Origin of the sequence: Flavobacterium covae (genome assembly GCF_001534645.1) — a bacterium.
Classification (GTDB): domain Bacteria; phylum Bacteroidota; class Bacteroidia; order Flavobacteriales; family Flavobacteriaceae; genus Flavobacterium; species Flavobacterium covae.
The window spans coordinates 1,194,300-1,212,166 of the sequence record NZ_CP013992.1; the positions used below are offsets into that span (position 1 = coordinate 1,194,300).

16 protein-coding genes are annotated in these 17,867 nt (G+C 28.0%); 14 read left to right on the forward strand and 2 right to left on the reverse strand.

All coding sequences use genetic code 11. The annotated features are described in order from the left end of the window. Positions 1-33 precede the first annotated feature (33 nt). The 14 genes from cobI (at position 34) to AWN65_RS05270 (ending at position 14,974) form a co-directional block, all read left to right on the forward strand. A complete protein-coding gene (cobI, locus tag AWN65_RS05210) occupies positions 34-741 on the forward strand; it encodes a precorrin-2 C(20)-methyltransferase (RefSeq protein ID WP_060382202.1) in 708 nt (235 codons plus the stop codon). Next, positions 738-2,102 (forward strand): precorrin-3B C(17)-methyltransferase, encoded by a 1,365-nt coding sequence (gene cobJ / locus AWN65_RS05215; protein WP_060382203.1) that lies wholly within the window; start codon positions 738-740, stop codon positions 2,100-2,102. Before cobI ends, cobJ begins: the two co-directional genes overlap by 4 nt. Position 2,103: 1 nt before the next feature. Further along, positions 2,104-2,754, forward strand: coding sequence for a 5,6-dimethylbenzimidazole synthase (gene bluB / locus AWN65_RS05220; RefSeq protein WP_060382204.1), 651 nt, complete (start codon positions 2,104-2,106; stop codon positions 2,752-2,754). 4 nt (positions 2,755-2,758) lie between these two features. Continuing rightward, positions 2,759-4,012 (forward strand): bifunctional cobalt-precorrin-7 (C(5))-methyltransferase/cobalt-precorrin-6B (C(15))-methyltransferase, encoded by a 1,254-nt coding sequence (locus tag AWN65_RS05225; protein ID WP_060383829.1) that lies wholly within the window; start codon positions 2,759-2,761, stop codon positions 4,010-4,012. Further along, positions 4,005-5,840 (forward strand): precorrin-4 C(11)-methyltransferase, encoded by a 1,836-nt coding sequence (cobM, locus tag AWN65_RS05230; protein WP_060382205.1) that lies wholly within the window; start codon positions 4,005-4,007, stop codon positions 5,838-5,840. The genes AWN65_RS05225 and cobM overlap by 8 nt, the downstream gene beginning before the upstream one ends. 32 nt (positions 5,841-5,872) lie before the next feature. Continuing rightward, on the forward strand, positions 5,873-6,631 hold the full coding sequence (gene cobK, locus AWN65_RS05235; protein ID WP_060382206.1) for a precorrin-6A reductase: 759 nt from the start codon (positions 5,873-5,875) through the stop codon (positions 6,629-6,631). A 3-nt stretch (positions 6,632-6,634) separates the two neighbouring features. After that, positions 6,635-7,720, forward strand: coding sequence for a cobalt-precorrin-5B (C(1))-methyltransferase (locus AWN65_RS05240; RefSeq protein WP_060382207.1), 1,086 nt, complete (start codon positions 6,635-6,637; stop codon positions 7,718-7,720). A gap of 40 nt (positions 7,721-7,760) precedes the next feature. Beyond that, the gene (locus AWN65_RS05245; protein ID WP_060382208.1) at positions 7,761-8,459 is read left to right on the forward strand and encodes a hypothetical protein; all 699 of its coding nucleotides are present in this window, start codon (positions 7,761-7,763) and stop codon (positions 8,457-8,459) included. A gap of 4 nt (positions 8,460-8,463) precedes the next feature. After that, complete coding sequence (locus AWN65_RS05250; protein ID WP_158447580.1) at positions 8,464-10,137, forward strand: VWA domain-containing protein; 1,674 nt, start codon at positions 8,464-8,466, stop codon at positions 10,135-10,137. Positions 10,138-10,163: 26 nt separating this feature from the next. After that, positions 10,164-10,748 (forward strand): cob(I)yrinic acid a,c-diamide adenosyltransferase, encoded by a 585-nt coding sequence (locus AWN65_RS05255; RefSeq protein WP_060382210.1) that lies wholly within the window; start codon positions 10,164-10,166, stop codon positions 10,746-10,748. 15 nt (positions 10,749-10,763) lie between these two features. Continuing rightward, positions 10,764-11,027 carry a hypothetical protein gene (locus tag AWN65_RS14760; protein WP_123861982.1) on the forward strand — a complete coding sequence of 88 codons (264 nt, stop codon included), beginning with the start codon at positions 10,764-10,766 and terminating at the stop codon, positions 11,025-11,027. A gap of 5 nt (positions 11,028-11,032) precedes the next feature. Further along, positions 11,033-11,233 carry a hypothetical protein gene (locus AWN65_RS05260; protein WP_060382211.1) on the forward strand — a complete coding sequence of 67 codons (201 nt, stop codon included), beginning with the start codon at positions 11,033-11,035 and terminating at the stop codon, positions 11,231-11,233. A gap of 74 nt (positions 11,234-11,307) precedes the next feature. Continuing rightward, positions 11,308-12,693, forward strand: coding sequence for a TlpA family protein disulfide reductase (locus tag AWN65_RS05265; protein ID WP_235588348.1), 1,386 nt, complete (start codon positions 11,308-11,310; stop codon positions 12,691-12,693). A 169-nt stretch (positions 12,694-12,862) separates the two neighbouring features. Beyond that, on the forward strand, positions 12,863-14,974 hold the full coding sequence (locus tag AWN65_RS05270) for a M1 family metallopeptidase (protein WP_060382213.1): 2,112 nt from the start codon (positions 12,863-12,865) through the stop codon (positions 14,972-14,974). An 11-nt stretch (positions 14,975-14,985) separates the two neighbouring features. Here AWN65_RS05270 and AWN65_RS05275 read toward each other — a convergent pair whose 3' ends face one another. Together AWN65_RS05275 and AWN65_RS05280 are read right to left on the reverse strand one after the other, a co-directional pair. Beyond that, entirely contained in the window at positions 14,986-15,849 is an 864-nt protein-coding gene (locus tag AWN65_RS05275) for a bestrophin family protein (protein ID WP_060382214.1), read from the reverse strand. A 2-nt stretch (positions 15,850-15,851) separates the two neighbouring features. Beyond that, positions 15,852-17,828 (reverse strand): KUP/HAK/KT family potassium transporter, encoded by a 1,977-nt coding sequence (locus AWN65_RS05280; protein WP_060382215.1) that lies wholly within the window; start codon positions 17,826-17,828, stop codon positions 15,852-15,854. Positions 17,829-17,867: the final 39 nt, after the last annotated feature.

Below are 17,867 nucleotides of genomic sequence, written 5' to 3' on the forward strand. Positions count from 1 at the left end.
CACAAAATTAAAGATAAATAGAAAAAAGTATTAATGAAGAAAGGAAAAATATATGCTGTTTCATTAGGTCCTGGAGATCCAGAACTAATTACACTAAAAGGCTTAAAAGTACTTCAACATGCAGATAAAATTTATTATCCAGGATCTTTATTAGCTAACGGGAAAAAAACAAGTTTTTCTTTACCTATTTTGAAATACCATCAGTTAGATGAAAATAAATTAGTAGGTATGTTTCTACAAATGTCCGATGATAGAACCCAAGCAGAAATAACTTACGCAACTACTTTTCAGTCTATACTAAATGATTATAACGAGGGACTAACAATTGCCTTTGTAAGTGAAGGAGATAGTTTGTTTTACAGTACCTTTGCTTATCTGTTAGAGCATATTCAAAAACACCAACTGGATGTAGAAATTATTGCAGGTATCCCATCTTTTATATTAGGAGCTGCAGAATATCAAACTCCTTTAGCCATATTAAACGAAAAAGTTGCCATTATCCCTAGAATAAAAAATAATAATGAGCTAGAAAAAATACTAAAAGACTATGAAACAATAGTACTTATCAAAATACGAAGTGTAGTTCATAATTTAATATCTTTTCTAGAAAAAAGTAATCTAACCGTTTTATATGGCGAACGATTAGGAACTACTCAACAATATATTACTTCTAACATAAATGATATTAAAAACAGAGAGATACCTTATTTCTCATTGCTAATTATAAAAAAAAGAAAATGAAATTAAGCGTAGTAGGTATTGGACCTGGTGGTCAAGAGTACGTTTTGCCTTTTGCACAAAATGTTTTGGCTGATGCAGATGTAGTTATTGGTTATCATTATTATTTTCAATTTATAGAACATTTATTAAAAGAAAATTGTGAATGTATAGGAAAAGAATTAACAGAAGAAGAAGCGCGAGCTGAATTAGCTGTTAATGCTTGTCAAAGAGGAAAACATGTAGTTGTAATAAGTTCAGGAGATGCGGGCATTTATGCCATGGCATCCTTGGTTTATCAATATGCCAGTACGCAAACAGATAAAGAAATAGATTTACAAACAATTCCAGGAATTAGCGCATTTATAGCTTCAGCAGGAAAATTAGGAGCACCTCTAGGACATGATTTTTGTTGTATTTCATTGTCTGATTTAATGACCCCTTGGACTACAATAGAAAACAGGATTTATGCTGCCGCCAAGGGCGATTTTGTTACATCACTGTACAATCCAAGAAGTAAAAAACGCTTTTGGCAGCTCAATCGTTTTAAAGAAATTTTTCTAGAATATCGTCATCCTTCAACTCCAGTTGCCATAATTCGTCAAGTTACACGCCCTGAAGAAAACATTATTATAACTACTTTAGATACATTTGATACCAACGTAGTTGACATGTTTTCCCTTGTAATGATAGGAAATTCACAAACCTACCAATTCAAAAATTTTTTAATAACACCTAGAGGGTATCTAGCCCGAAAACCTCATACAGGACAAGAAATCCAGGATGAAAGTTTCCGTCAAATCAGAGAACATTTACAAAAAACAAATCTTTCAGAAGAAGATAAATGGGCTGTAATACGTTGTATACACACCACGGCTGATTTTGAATATGAAGATCTTTATATATCTAATAATGACGCTATAAAAAAATGGAATAATTACCTCCAAAAAGGAGGAACTATTATTACCGATGTTACGATGGTACAATCAGGCATTACCAAAGAATATTCAAATAAATACAAAAACCAAGTACTTTGTTATTTAAACGAACCTGAAGCAATAGCACTAGCCCAAAAAGAAAATATAACGCGTAGTCAAGCAGGAATTAGACTAGCATTAAAAAAACATCCTAACGCTTTGTATGTTATTGGTAATGCACCTACAGCACTATTTGAATTGTGTGAACAAATATTAGATGAAAAATGCACTCCAGTAGGCGTAATTGGGGTTCCCGTAGGATTTGTTAATGTAATTGAATCAAAACTAAAATTACAAGCTTTAACAACTATTCCCTATGTTCTTATTAGAGGACGTAAAGGAGGTAGTAATGTAGCAGCAAGTATTGTAAATGCAGCTTTTACAGTTCATACAATAAATAATATTTAAAATGAAAAGCGGGAAACTATTTAGTAAAGAAGAAGCCAACCTATTAGAAGAAATTATTCTAAATAGAAGAGATGTAAGAGGGAACCACTTCCTGAATAAGACAATCGAAAAAGATTTACTAGATAAGTTATTATTCTCCGCATTAAACGCTCCATCTGTAGGTTTTTCTCAACCATGGGAGTTTATAATTATAAAAAATAAAACGGTTAAAGAAAAAATAAAACAAAGCTTTGACGAGGAAAATCATAAGGCCATTGATCATTTTCAAGACAAAAAACAAAAAGAATATATAAAATTAAAATTAGAAGGTATTATAGAAGCCCCTATAAATATAGCTGTATTCTACAAACCTTCTGATAAGCCTGTATTAGGCCAGACCAGTATGTCTAAAATGGGGTTATATAGTGTAGTGTGTGCCGTTCAAAATATGTGGCTTACAGCTCGGTCATTAAATATAGGAATGGGGTGGGTAAGTATTTTAAATGAAAAAAAAGTAAAAACCATTTTAAACGTTCCTAAAGAAAATAAATTAGTAGCTTATTTATGCTTAGGATATGTAGATAAGTTTTATACTCAACCAGAACTAGAGCTAATCAAATGGGAAAAAAGAAAAGAAAAAGACAGTGTGGTCAGAATAATTGATAATGAATAATAAAATGACTAATAATTTATCCTTTACATTACCACTTAATACTCATAATTGTCAATTGTCAATTATAGATTATTATGTTATTGGAATTCCTAATAATCCTCATTTTATTCTAAGCGATGAAGTAAAAAAAATAATAAAAGAACATCACGTTTTTTCAGGAGGAAAAAGACACTATGAATTAATAAAAGAAAAACTTCCAATTAATCATCAATGGATTGAAATTACGAAAGAAATGCCTCTACTTTTTAATCAATACAAAAAAATAAATAAACCCATAATTGTTTTTGCCTCTGGAGATCCTTTATTTTATGGCTTTGCCAATACTATAAAAAAAAATCATCCAAATGCAACCATAAAAGTATACCCCAGCTTTAATAGTCTACAACTATTATGTCAAAAAAAAACCATTCCATATCAAAATATAGTTAATACCTCAATTCATGGACGTTCATGGAAAGAACTAGATATAGCACTTATTAATCAATCAAGTTTAATAGGCGTTTTAACAGATCATATTAAAACGCCAAGTATAATAGCTCAACGAATGCTTGACTACAATTTTAATAACTATGAAATGATTATAGGAGAAGCATTGGAAGCAGAAAATGAAAAAATAACCACTTTAAGTCTAATAGAAGCAACAAAAAAAACATTTGATGTACTAAATTGTTTGTTACTTATAAAAAAAGAAGAAAAACAAAAAAAATTTGGAATTAGAGATATTGAATTTATAGGTTTAGAAAATCGTCCCAACATGATTACCAAAATGCCTATACGATTAATTAGTCTTTCTCAATTAGATTTACACAATAAAAAAACATTTTGGGATATAGGATTTTGTACAGGATCCGTATCTATTGAAACAAAAAAACAATTTCCACATTTAAACAGTATTGCCTTTGAAAAACGAGAAGAATGCAGTACCATCTTTGATATCAATACAAAAAAACATTCCACACCAGGAATCACTAAAATAATAGGTGATTTTTTTGAAATAGATTTAAGTACACTTCCTGTTCCAGATAGCGTTTTCATTGGTGGTCATGGAAACAAATTAAAAGAACTTATTCTATTAATAGATCAATACCTTTTATTAAACGGAAGAATTGTAATAAATGCCGTAAAAAAAGAAAGTAAAGAATGCTTTATAAAGAGTGTTAAAAACTTAAATTACGATTTATTAGAACCAATAGAAATAACGATAGATACACATAATCCAATTACCATATTAACAGCAGAAAAAAAAAGAAATGAATAAAACAGCAATTATAGCAAGTACTGATAAAGGTATTGAACTTGGATTAACCATTCAAAAAGAGTTTCAAAAATCAATTTTAGTATCTACTAGAAAGAATAACGATATAACCCAAATAGACTCAATTCATACTTTTTTAGAAAATAATTTTTTAAAATTTGATTCCTTTATTTTTATTGGAGCATTAGGAATTTGTGTAAGAAGTATAGCACCCTATATTCAAGATAAAATAAAAGATCCTGCTATTATTAATATAGACGATACAGGAAAATTTGTACAATCAGTATTATCAGGACATTTAGGTGGTGCAAATACATTAACGCATAATCTTTCTAAAGTAATAGGAGCACAAGCCATAATTACAACATCAAGTGATGCGCAAAATATTTGGGCTCTAGATACTTTACCAAAAGAATACAATTGGAAAAGTAAAAGTACTATAGAAATGAATAAAATCATTTCTATATTTGTTAATAATAAACCTACCGCATTATTATTAGACATAAAAGATAAAGGCAGTGCTTTTTTAGAAAAAAACAAACCTCATTTTGTATCTATTTATTATCATTACGATGCCATTGACTTTTCTAAATACGAACTTCTAATAGCTGTAACTTATACAGTGTATGAAGCGCCAATTCCAGCATTATATTATTATGCTCCCGTTATTACTATGGGAATGGGATGTTCTAGAGGAATTGAATTTCATTTATTAGAAAAATCCGTTAAAAATCAATTACAAGAACAAAATATAGCTGTAGAATCTATAAAATCATTAGGCTCTTTAGATGTAAAACACGATGAAACAGCCTTTATAGATTTAGCAAATACCTTAGAAATTCCATTTATTACTTTTACTACAGATGAATTGAATTCAAAAATATCGCTAAATCCTTCAGAAATAGTTATGAGCAAATTGGGTGTTTATAGTGTTGCAGAGTCATCTGCAATGCTATTAGCACAGAACAATGAATTAATTTTAGAAAAGAAAAAAATACACCTAGTCTCAGGTAAAAAACACACCATTGCTCTAGCATTAGATAAAAGAGCACAACGAAAAGCAGAAATTATAATTGTAGGAGCAGGTCCAGGAGCAGCTGATTTAATTTCTGTAAAAGGAAAAGAACTATTAGAAGAAGCTGATTTAATTTTATACGCAGGAAGTCTTATTCCTATAGAACTAACACATTATGCAAAACCTAATGCTATTGTACGCAATTCAGCTAGTATGACTTTAGAAGAACAAATAGAAATTATGAGTACACACTATGTTAAAGGTCATTTAATTATTCGTTTACAATCAGGTGATCCTTCTATATATGGTGCTATTCAAGAGCAAATGACCATTTTTGATGAAAAAGGGTTTGATTACTCCATTGTTCCAGGTATTTCTTCTTTTCAAGCCGCCGCCGCCTATCTAAAATCAGAATTTACCATTCCTGAGGTAGTACAAAGTATTATTTTAACTAGAGGAGAAGGTAAAACCCCTCTACCTAAAAATGAAAAACTAAATGAAATGGCAAAACATCAAGCCACCATGTGTATTTTTTTAAGTGCTACCATTGCCAAATCCGTTCAAGAACAATTATTAGAACACTATCCAAAAGATACACCAGTAGCCGTATTGTATAGAGTTACGTGGCAAGATGAAAAAGTATTTATAGGAAAACTTACGGAATTAGCCCAAATAATTAGGGATAACAAATTAACCCTAACAACTTTAGTAATTGTTGGAGCAGCCATTGGAGCAAGAAAAAATCGTTCTTATTTATACAATCCCGAATGGAAACATATTTTTAGAACAGGAAAAGAAGTAAAAATCAAAGGTTAATCTGATATTTGTAATTCTGAATTAAATAAAAAATGATATTAGTTTTTGGAGGTACTACAGAAGGGAAAAAAGTAGCAAAGTTTCTTGAAAAAGAAGCTTTATCTTACTTTTACTCTACTAAAACGGAAATAAAATGGGATGAAGAGTACTCATTTGGAAACTACCGTTTTGGAGCATTAACACCTAATGAACTTATTCAATTTTGTACAAAAAACAAAATTCAAATAATAATTCATGCTTCTCATCCTTTTGCAGAATTATTACATGAGTGTATAGCCCAAGCAAGTCAAATTTTATCAATTCCAGTAATTCGTTTTGAAAGAAAATATCCTAAAAAAATAATTTCTAAAGAGATTATTTATGTTAAAAATTACAAAGAAGCTATTGATTATTTGATGGGCGGCACTTTTTCTAATTTGCTTGCACTTACAGGAGTACAAACTATAGAAAAACTAAAACCTTATTGGGAAAAACATTCTACTTATTTTAGAATTTTGCCTCGAAAAAGTTCAATAATAATAGCAGAAAAAGCAGGTTTTCCAACAAAAAAAATAATTATGGAATATCCAAGTAATGATTTAAATTATGAAATTAACATCATAAAAAAATACAACTGCGATGCTATTATTACCAAAGAAAGTGGTGAATCTGGCTTTTTATCAACAAAGATAGAAGCAGCAAAAAGAAACAATATTCCAATTATTATTATTCAAAGAAAACCTTTGCCTAATAGTTTTATACTCGTTTCAAATGAAATAGATTTGTTTAATGCTATAAGTTTAATAAAATAAAAAATGTCTTTAATTCCAATACCTAAAGGACCTTTACGTCACGGTTATACAACAGGTGCTTGTGCCACTGCCTGTGCTAAAGCAGCCTTTATAAGCCTTTTGGAACAAAAAGAAATTACAGAAATAGAAATTACCTTGCCCTTAGGAGAAAAGGTAGTATTTAAAATGAAATCTTCTATTTTTAATTCAGACTATGCAACTTGTACTACCATTAAAGATGCAGGAGATGATCCTGACGTTACACACGGTGCCACTATTGGTTGTACCATTTCATTAAATGAAACAAAAGAAATTCATTTTTTACAAGGTAAAGGGGTAGGAGTAGTTACCTTACCAGGATTAGCTATTGCAGTTGGAGAACCAGCTATTAATCCTATTCCAAGAAAGATGATTACAGATACCCTTAATTTTTTAAAACATAAATTTCAATGCAATAAAGGTGTAAATGTTGAAGTTTTTGTAGAAAAAGGAGAAGAAATTGCTCTAAAAACACTTAATTCAAGAATTGGTATTTTAAACGGAATTTCAATTTTAGGAACAACCGGAATTGTGAAAGCCTTTAGTTCTTCTGCTTATATTGCCAGTATTACTCAAGGAATAGATGTAGCTATAGCCAACGGTTGTACTGAAATTGTCATTAATTCAGGAGGACGATCAGAAAAATTATTAAAAAATCAGTTTTTAAATTTACCCGATTTTGCCTTTATACAATATGGTAATTGGATTGGAGATACCTTAACAAAAATAAATTCAGTTTCATTAAAAAAAGTAACCATTGGAATTATGATAGGTAAAGCAGCTAAATTAGCCCAAGGAGAATTAAATACTCATAGTGGAAAATCTACATGGGATAAGGAGTTTATTTATCAAATGGCTAAGAACTGTGGTTATACAGATAAACAATGTACTCCTATTTTAGAATTAAATATGGCAAGACGGCTTACTGAAATTTTTAATTTTACACTTGAAGAGCCTTTTTTTTACTCTTTAAGACAACATTGTTATAATGTTTGTAAACAATATATTCCCAATGTAGAATTAAATATACTTTTAATTGATGCAAATGATCAAATGATAGGTATTAACTAATTCATTATTAAATAAATAATAATTTAAAAAATAAAACAAAATGATAGGCTATTTATTTACAGATTCACTTTTATTAGGTATACAACACTCTTTTGAACCTGATCACATGGTAGCAGTTTCTGTATTAGCATCAGAACGAAAAAATAATAAAATAGGTCTAGGAAAACTCCTATGGCGTTCCTCCCAATGGGCTATGGGACATTCCGTATCTTTATTAATATTTAGTGCCTTTGCTCTATTGTTAAAATCTACTTTACCACTTAACCTTTCTACTTATGCTGAAATACTAGTAGGACCTGTAATGATTTGGCTAGGCATATCAGCTATTAGGCGTAATCATGAACTTAAAAAAATAATGGCTGATCATAGAGCTATTCCTGATCATGAACATACTACTAATGTTTTACACATACATGGTAAACAAGGCGAAGAAATTTCTATGAATTTATTAAGTCGTACTTTTTGGGTAGGAATGTTACACGGATTAGCTGGTACAGGAGGTGCCTGTTCTATTGCCTTAGTTATGGCATCTAAAGATTCATATACAGCAATAGGAATTATTATTTTACAAAGTATAGGAATTATTATTGCAATGACTACCTACAGCTGTGTTCTAACCTTTTCTGTGTCTCGTTTTATTGAAAGAAATCAAATAGCTTTCAAAATAATGAATGCTATTGTAGGTATTTTTTCTATTTTTATAGGATTTCTTTGGATTTATAACGCTATAAATGGTTAATAGTATGGAACAAAAAAGCTTCCCTTTTACAGCTATCTGCGCACAAGATGATTTTAAATTAGCTTTACTCTTATGTATGATTGATCCATCATTAGGAGGCGTTTTAGCACAAGGAGATAAAGGAACAGGTAAAACAACCACTGTTCGTGCTTTACAAAGTTTAATGAAAAATATTGAACCCCATTTTCCTTTTGTCAATCTGCCAATAGGTGCTACAGAAGATCGTGTTTTAGGTTCTCTTCAATTAGAAACTCTCATTAACGATAAAAAATTAGAAGTACAAAAAGGATTATTATCTAAAGCGCATAAAGGTATTTTATACATTGATGAAGTAAATTTATTAAATGATTATTTAATGGATGTTTTATTAGATGCTTCTTCAAGCGGAGGTTATTTTTTAGAACGTGATTCTATTTCTCATTGGCTTGAGAGTAGGTTTTGTTTAGTAGGCACTATGAATCCTGAAGAAGGTGATTTACGTCCGCAATTACTAGACCGTTTTGGGTTAGCTGTTACCATAAAAACACCTACAGATAAAAAAATTCGAATGGAAATTGTAAATCGTCGTTTGAAATTTGATTTAGATTCAAACGAATTGTGTCGTGAATTTGAAGATCAAGAAAAACAATTAGCTAACCAAATTATAAGTGCTAGAAAAGAACTTTCAAATATTCATCTTTCAGAAGAAATTAGAGACACTATTGCGGAAAAATGTATAGCTTATGAAGTAGAAGGATTACGTGCTGATATTTTACTTATAAAAGCCAGTCGTGCTTATGCCGCTTTTAAAAATTGTATAGAAGTAACATCTGTACATTTAGAAAAAATAGCCCCTTTAGTTCTAAATCATAGAGGAAAAAATTTTCCAAAAAACGATCAAACACAAACAAAGACAGAAGAAAACAATCATAAAAAAGAGGATAATTTTAATAAAAATGAAAGTAAAGGTTTAAATGATTATTTGTTACAAGCTACAAGTACAGATCAGTTTTTAAAAATTCAAATTCCCCAAAAGGAATCTCAAAGAGGCATTATATTTAATTCTCAAACTAACCAAAAAGGGAGCTATAATGTTTTTAAAAAAAACACAACAAGCATTAATATAGTAAATACAGTTAAAAAATATTTAACTACTCAAAAGTTTAAAATTTATTACAAAAAAGCAATCTCTGAATCTAAAATACATTTAGTATTTCTGATTGATTCCAGTAGTTCAATGATTAAAGATCAACAAATTTCTTTTATAAAAGGATTAATTTCAGAAACAGTCCATAAATTTCAAAATAAAAAAATACTCCTTTCGGCCGTGGCATTACAAAATGGTACGGCTACAATTGTTTTAAAACTTACACAAAATATAGAAACCTTTATTACAGAAATACAAGATCTACGATCTGGAGGAAAAACAAATTTAAAAGCAGGTTTACAGTTAGTACAACAACTTATAAGATCTAAAAAGACAAAAGAAGAAACTCTTTTATATATAATAACAGATGGTAAAATAAATCAAGGAAAAACACAAAACCCTTTTACAGAAGCAGTTTTATATTTTAAAACCTATCTAAAAATAAATAAAAATACAACAATTATAGATACCGAAAAAGGTTTTGTAAAATTAGCATTAGCCAAAAAATTAGCTAATGAAATGAGCGTAAATTACCAAACCATTGCATATTAAAATTATAAAATACTAAAAATAAAAAGATGAAAATATATACCAAAAAAGGAGATACAGGTAAAACAGGATTATTTGGAGGAAGTCGTGTTTACAAAGATGATGTTCGTGTAGATTGTTATGGAACACTAGACGAAGTAAATTCTACTATAGGATTATTACGTGCCAAATTAGGAGTTACACACGAATGGCAAATTAATTTACATAAAATACAAAAAGATATGATGGATATGATGTCTCATTTAGCACGTCCATCTGATTGCAAAAAAATAAATCCTAATCCAAAACCAGAAGATGGTCCCTCTTTTTGTGAAGAATGGATTGATGAATTAGAAGCAGCAATGACTACTAAATCAGATTATTTTTTACTTCCTGGAGGAAATGAAATTTCAGCTTTATGCCATGTAGTCCGTACACAAATACGTCGTGGCGAACGATTATTAGTAAGTTTAATGAAAGAAGATGAAGTAGATGACTATATTCCTGCTTATATTAATAGACTTTCTGATTTATTTTTTATTTTAGGGCGTGCAGAAATGGATAAAGCAGGAGTAGCAGAAGAAAAATGGCAATTATTTTTATATAAAAGGAAAAAACAACCTGAAGTAAAATAATAAAACTTAATTGTCATGAGGAGTTACATAAATATAGTATCTTTACTAATTATTATAGTACTACTTTTTATAGAACCTATTAGAGTTGTCATAATATTAATATTCTTAACTTTGGCAGGATTGATTCTTTTAGTATCTCCTTTTTTTCTAATTATAGGAATATTACGTTTCTTTTTTATAGATGAAGATAAAAAATTTACATTACAACTTGTTACGTATTCTATTATTGCACTCTTAATAGGATCTGGTACTTGTGGTATATTAACTCTAATAAACTAAAAATTATGATACTAAATTTTTTTTTATTTTTAATTGCTTTAGTAGAATCCATTAGTATAATAACCTTCCTTGTTAGTATTATATTAATTATTTTTTATAGAGAAGAACCCTATAAAACAATGGCTAAAAAAATGTTACTTTATTCGATCATTTCATTTATAATAGGATTTGGATCTTGTGTAGGAGGTATTGTATTACTTAATTAAAGAAATAAACTTTAACGCTATATTAACATTTTTTTGTAAAATATAAAAATAAATTTGCATAAGGTAAATACTAAATGATGATCGCTTATTATAAAAAAATACTTTTTTATACGTTAATATTTGTTCCTTTCCTTCTGATTTCTTGTAAAAACAAAGAAAGCGAGAAGGTTTATTTCGGCGGTGAAATAATAAATCCTAATTCAAAATTCCTATATCTCTGTAAAGAAGATAAAGTTATTGATACCATAACATTAGATCAAAACAATCGTTTTTTAGTAAAATATGATACCTTATCTTCAGGTATGTATACCTTTAGACATGAACCCGAGTACCAATATATGTATGTAGAAAAAGGGGACAGTTTAATGATTAGGTTAAACGCTCAAGAATTTGATAATTCATTAACTTTTTGTGGTCGCGGTGATGAAAAAAATAATTTTTTAATAGAATTATTTTTAAAAAATGAAGAAGATAAAAATTCAAGTTTTGATATTTATGATGAACCTCTAAAAAAATTTGAATATAGACTTAACAAAGAATATCAAGAAAGAAAGGTTTTTTATAATGAAAAAAAAGAAGAGATAGATTGGAATAGCGATTTTGATCTATACGCCAGTTCTATGTTAGAAATGCCATATCTAACTAAAAAAGAACTTTATCCTTTGATTCATCAATTTAGAACAAATAAAAAAGTTTGTGGTTTACTTCCAAAAGATTATTATGATTATAGAAAAGAAATTGATTTTAATAATCAAAAGTTGACTGATTTTGCTCCTTTTGTAGCATACCTAACCGCTATGCTAAACAATATTACATGTGATAGTAAAAAAGAAACTATAATTGTAAAGAATAATATAGATAGATTAAAAGTTGCTGATTCTATATTTACCAATAAGTCAATTAAGAACTCCGTACTACATAACATTGCTTTCATGTATCTTTTAGAAGATCAAAATACTTCTAACAATAAAGCTTTTTTATCAGAGTATTATAAGCTTTCTACTGATTCATGTAGTAAAAATATAATAAAAGAAATAGCTAACTCTATTCAATCCTTAGCTAAAAATAAATATTTACCTAAAATTGAGCTTATAGATCCAAAAGGAAAAGAATTTAATTCCGTTTCAACCAATGCCCAAAAAACAGTTCTCTTTTTTTGGAGCTCAGAAGCTAAATCACATTTAAAACTAGCTTATAAAAAAGCTATGGAAATTAAAAAAAGAAATCCTTTTATAAATTTCGTAGCCATTAATATAGATAAAGATCCTAATCAATGGAAAAAGGTTTTAGCACATCATCATTTTGAAATTCCCCAACTTCATGCAAAAGATTTTGAAGATATACAAAGTAAATGGGTTATAACCAAAATACATAGAGCAATCTTATTAAATGAAGATAAAACAATTAAAAATGCTTTTATAAATATTTTTGATGCCGAGTTTGATAATTATCTAAAATAATTTTAATTCATTTAATAAGTTTTTATTAAGAGGAAAGTTTCTCATTTCCAAAATAAGAAAGTTACATTATCAAATATTATGCGATTTATTCCTTAAAATTTAACTTTGGTAAAAATAACAAAATTAAGATTTTTTCAGATAGCCTGTCTTTTATAATAATCTAACGTTTATGCGTATTCTATTTTTCCTCTTTTCTTTTACATTATGGGCTCAATCAATTCCTAAAGTTGATTTTATTTCCTTGAAAGCTGAATTAACTCCTTCTTTTCAAACAAAGTCAATTTCAGGAACTTGTCATTATGTTTTTGAATTAAAAGAAAAAGTAGATTCTATTAAAATTGATGCCATAAAAATGACATTTAAAGAGGTTAAAATAAATGGAAAATACGTAAAATATAAAAGCACAAATAAATCGCTTATTTTTTTTGAAGGTTATACATTAGGTAAAAATATAATTACTTTCCATTACCAAGCCACCCCTAAACAAACTATGTATTTTATAGATATGGGGAATGATTTTAGTTTTTTATCATCTAGTAATCAAAAAATAAATTATAGAAATTATCAAATTTGGACACAAGGTCAAGGAAAATATACATCCCATTGGCTTCCTAGTTTTGATGATGTAAATGAAAAATTAATTTTTAATTTAAGTATTTCCGCAGAACCTTTTTATAAAGTAATTTCAAATGGTGTTTTAAAAAAAATTATACAACCTGGTATAAAAGCAAATAAAAAATGGGTATATGAAATGAAAAAACCAATGTCTTCTTATTTAGCAATGCTTGCAATAGGAATCTTTGGTTCAAAAGAAATAGTATCAAAAGGGAAGAAAAAACTTGAATTATATTATAAATATGAAGATGAAGATAAATTTGATTATACTTATAAATATTCAAAAGAAATTTTTAATTTTTTAGAAAAAGAAATTGATTTAGCCTATCCTTGGGAAATTTATAAACAAGTTCCTGTAGAAGATTTTTTATATGCAGGTATGGAAAATACTACAGCTACAGTGTTTTCTCAAGATTATGTAGTAGATAAAATAGGTTTTAATGATAAAAATTATATAAATGTAAATGCTCATGAACTAGCACATCATTGGTTTGGTGATCTAGTTACTGCAAAAGAAGGAAAACATCATTGGTTACAAGAAGGTTTTGCTACTTATTACGCATTATTAGCAGAAAAACATTTGTTTGGAGATACTCATTTTCAGTTTGAATTACTAAAATATGCAGATGAAATAAATGCTAATTCTACAAAAGATACAATACCCATTTTAAATAAAAAAGCAAGTGTATTGAGTTTTTATAAAAAAGGAGCATGGGCATTACATTATTTAAGAGAGTCAATAGGGGATTATAATTTTAAAAAAGCAATAAAAACATATCTAAAAAAATATCAATATAAAAATGTTGATACAAATGATTTTTTAAATGAAATAAAAAAAGTGGCACCTTATTTTGATATTTATCAATTTAAAAAAGAATGGTTAGAATCATCTCATTTCAATTTTGAAAAAGCTACTCAAATTTTGAGCAAAAATAAAGAAGTCAAAAAATATTTTGAATTAAAAGAATTAGAAACAGTTTCTTTTGATCAGAAAAAAGATTTTTTTAAAAATATTTTACTATCAAATGAATACGTTGCTTTATCTCAAGAAATTATCTATCAACTAAAAAATGTTTCTTATGAAGAAAAAGCAGAATTGCTAAAATTAGTAATAAATACTAAAAATATAACTATTCGACAAGCAATAGTTGAAACAGTTACAACAATACCTTTAGAATTTAAATTAGATTATGAACAATTTTTAAATGATGAATCTTATATAACTAAAGAAATTACGTTAGTACAATTATGTAAACAATTTCCAGAAGATGCTATTAGTTATTTAGAAAAAACAAAAGAAATAATAGGTTTAAATGACAAAAGTTTTAAAATTACTTGGTTAGGATTAGCCCTCCAATCAAAAGGGTATAAACAAGAACTTCAGGATTTATTTCTATCAGAACTTTTAAATTATACAACACTTCGATTTAATTCAACAATAAGACAAAATGCGTTAGAAGTTATCCTTAAAATTAATCCAACTCATCCGATTGTTTTAAAATCATTGATAAATGCTACACAACATCATAAATGGCAATTTGTTCGTTTTTCAAGAAATACAATTAGAGCAATGCTTAAAAGAGAATATTTTAAGAAAGCTTTTGAAGCTATTCTTCCTGATTTATCTGATAAAGAAGAATTATTTTTACGTAATGAACTAAAATAGTGGAGGAGATTTTATAAAATCTCCTCCATATTTTTTTTGATATTTTCAGCTATTTTATTAGTGGGTAAGTCATTTTCATCATTACCAAAAGGATCTTCAATTTCTTCTGCAATAAGTTCTAAACTGGCTAATACATAAAAAATGAATATGACTACAGGAATTGTTAAATAACCTAAACTAAAAACATATCCAAAAGGCAACGTCATAACATAAAAAAAGATAAATTTTTTTAGAAAAACGCTATAAGAAAAGGGTATAGGAGTATTTTTAATACGTTCACAAGCACCACAAATATCCAAAAAAGATATTAGTTCATTATTTATAAATAATAAATTTTCATCTGAAAGCTTATTTTGATTTTTAAGCTCAATGATTTTTTTAGTCATTAGTTTTACAATTTGATTAGGCTTATGTTTTTTATGACAAACATCTACATTTAGTTCCTCAAATAATTCTTGACTAACTTCTTCATTTTTTAGATGTAAATTAAGTACTTCTGCAAAATAAGGAATTAATTTTTTAAATAAAATTTGATCTTCTTTATCTATCAGAATAGCAGATAATTTTATGGCTAAGTTTCTACTGTTATTAACTAAAGCTCCCCATTGTTTTCTTCCTTCCCACCATCTATCATAAGCAGTATTTGTTCTAAAAACTAAAAGTAATGATATAACAAAACCCAACATGCTGTGCATGATGGGTATGTTCTTTAGATTATGATTTTCTGATAGTTTAAAATATTCTAGTTCTAAATAAGCAATGATGCCTGCATATATTCCAATACTTATTATTAATGGAAGTAATTGTCTAAAGGTATCTGCTTTATGAAATCTAAAAATAAAGGTAAACCAATCTTTTGTATTATAAGAAATCATTATTACTCTTTGTCTTTATGAATTCTTTCTAATTTAATTTTTTCTGGAGCATGAAGAACCATTGGGAATTTTTCAATTTTAACAGAACTTATATCTAATCCAAAAGCGCTTTCTTCTGATAAAGAGAATTTTTTTAGAAAGAAATAAGTATTCATAATTATTTTTTCAGTAAAATTCAAGAAACTATCATTAGAAAGATATTTTTCAGAAAGTACAAATTTAAAGTCTCCTATAATCTTATTTTTGTTTAAAGATTCATAACGACTTGTAATATCTACTTCTCCTTTTTCTACCATATCTTTAATTACCTCTTTAAACATTAAATTAATTTTAGTTGGTTCTCTAAATCCTAAATTAAAATCAATGCGGTATAAATCATCTTTGATAATTTCAGTTACACGATATTCTTTTTTATAAGGTTCGTTTGTAACATTAACGTGTATAAACCAGTAAATATCAGCTCTTTTTGGTCGTTTTTGTAAAATAGAATACATTACTTTTTCTTCAATTTCATCTACACGACCTGCATTAGTCATATATACTAAGTGAGTTGCATATTTAGGAATTGACAAATCAAGACTCAATTCAGCTAAAACTTTTTTATAATGATCAACTTTTACAAATTTTGTATAATTTTTACCAATTTGTTTTGCTCTATACCAAACTCCCATAATAAATATTAATAATGAGGCAATGATAAGAGTTACATATCCTCCGTGTGCAAATTTATCTAGACATGCAATTAAAAAACTAAATTCTATAGCTAAATAAAATAAAATTATAGGGATTATGATATAAATGGCTATACGTTTCATAATCATATAGTACATTAATAAAATTGTAGTCATAATCATACATAATACAATGGCAAGACCATAAGCGGCTTCCATTTTTCCTGACTCTTTAAAATATAGTACAATCCCAATACAACCTGCTAATAATAACCAATTGATTGAAGGAATATACAATTGTCCTTTTAATACAGTTGGATATTTAATTTTAACTTTTGGCCAAAAATTTAATCGCACTGCTTCATTAATAAGTGTAAAAGAACCTGATATTAAAGCTTGTGAAGCAATAACAGCAGCCAAAGTAGCTATTAAAATTCCAAAAGGTTGAAACCAATCTGGCATTACTAAATAAAATGGATTTATATTATTAGGATTTATACTTTTTAAAGTTTCACCTTGGTGTTTAATTAAATATGCTCCCTGACCAAAATAATTTAATAAAAGTGCAATTTTTACAAAAATCCAGCTAATTCTTATATTTTGTCTTCCACAATGTCCCATATCTGAGTACAAAGCTTCAGCACCTGTAGTACATAAAAAAACAAAACCTAAAACATAAAATCCTTCTGGATGAATTTGTAATAAATGAATTGCATAATATGGATTAATAGCTCTTAATACATCAAAATTTTGTGAAATTTGAATGATTCCTAAGATTGCTAACATTCCAAACCAAATAGTCATCATAGGAGCAAAAAATTTACCTACTAAACTTGTTCCAAATTGTTGAATTAAAAATAATAATACTAAAATTGCTATTACTATCGGAACTGTATTAATTTCAGGAAAATATAGTTTTAAACCTTCTACAGCAGACGAAACAGATATAGGAGGTGTAATAATTCCATCAGCTAATAATGCAGATCCTCCTACAATAGCAGGTATGATTAACCATCTAACTTTCGTTCGTTTTACTAATGCGTACAATGCAAAAATTCCACCTTCGCCATTATTATCAGCAGATAGTGTCATAATTACATATTTTAAAGTCGTCTGGAGGGTAAGAGTCCATAAAATGGCCGAAATTCCTCCTAAAATTACATCGGGGCTAATAGCATGATTACCAATAATAGCTTTCATTACATACAAAGGAGATGTACCGATGTCACCATAAATAATTCCTAAAGTAACAAGAATTCCACCTAAAGTAAATTTATTATGGAGATCTTGATGATGCGTTGCGCTCATATTTGAAGTTAATAAAATAAAGGACAAAATTAAATATTT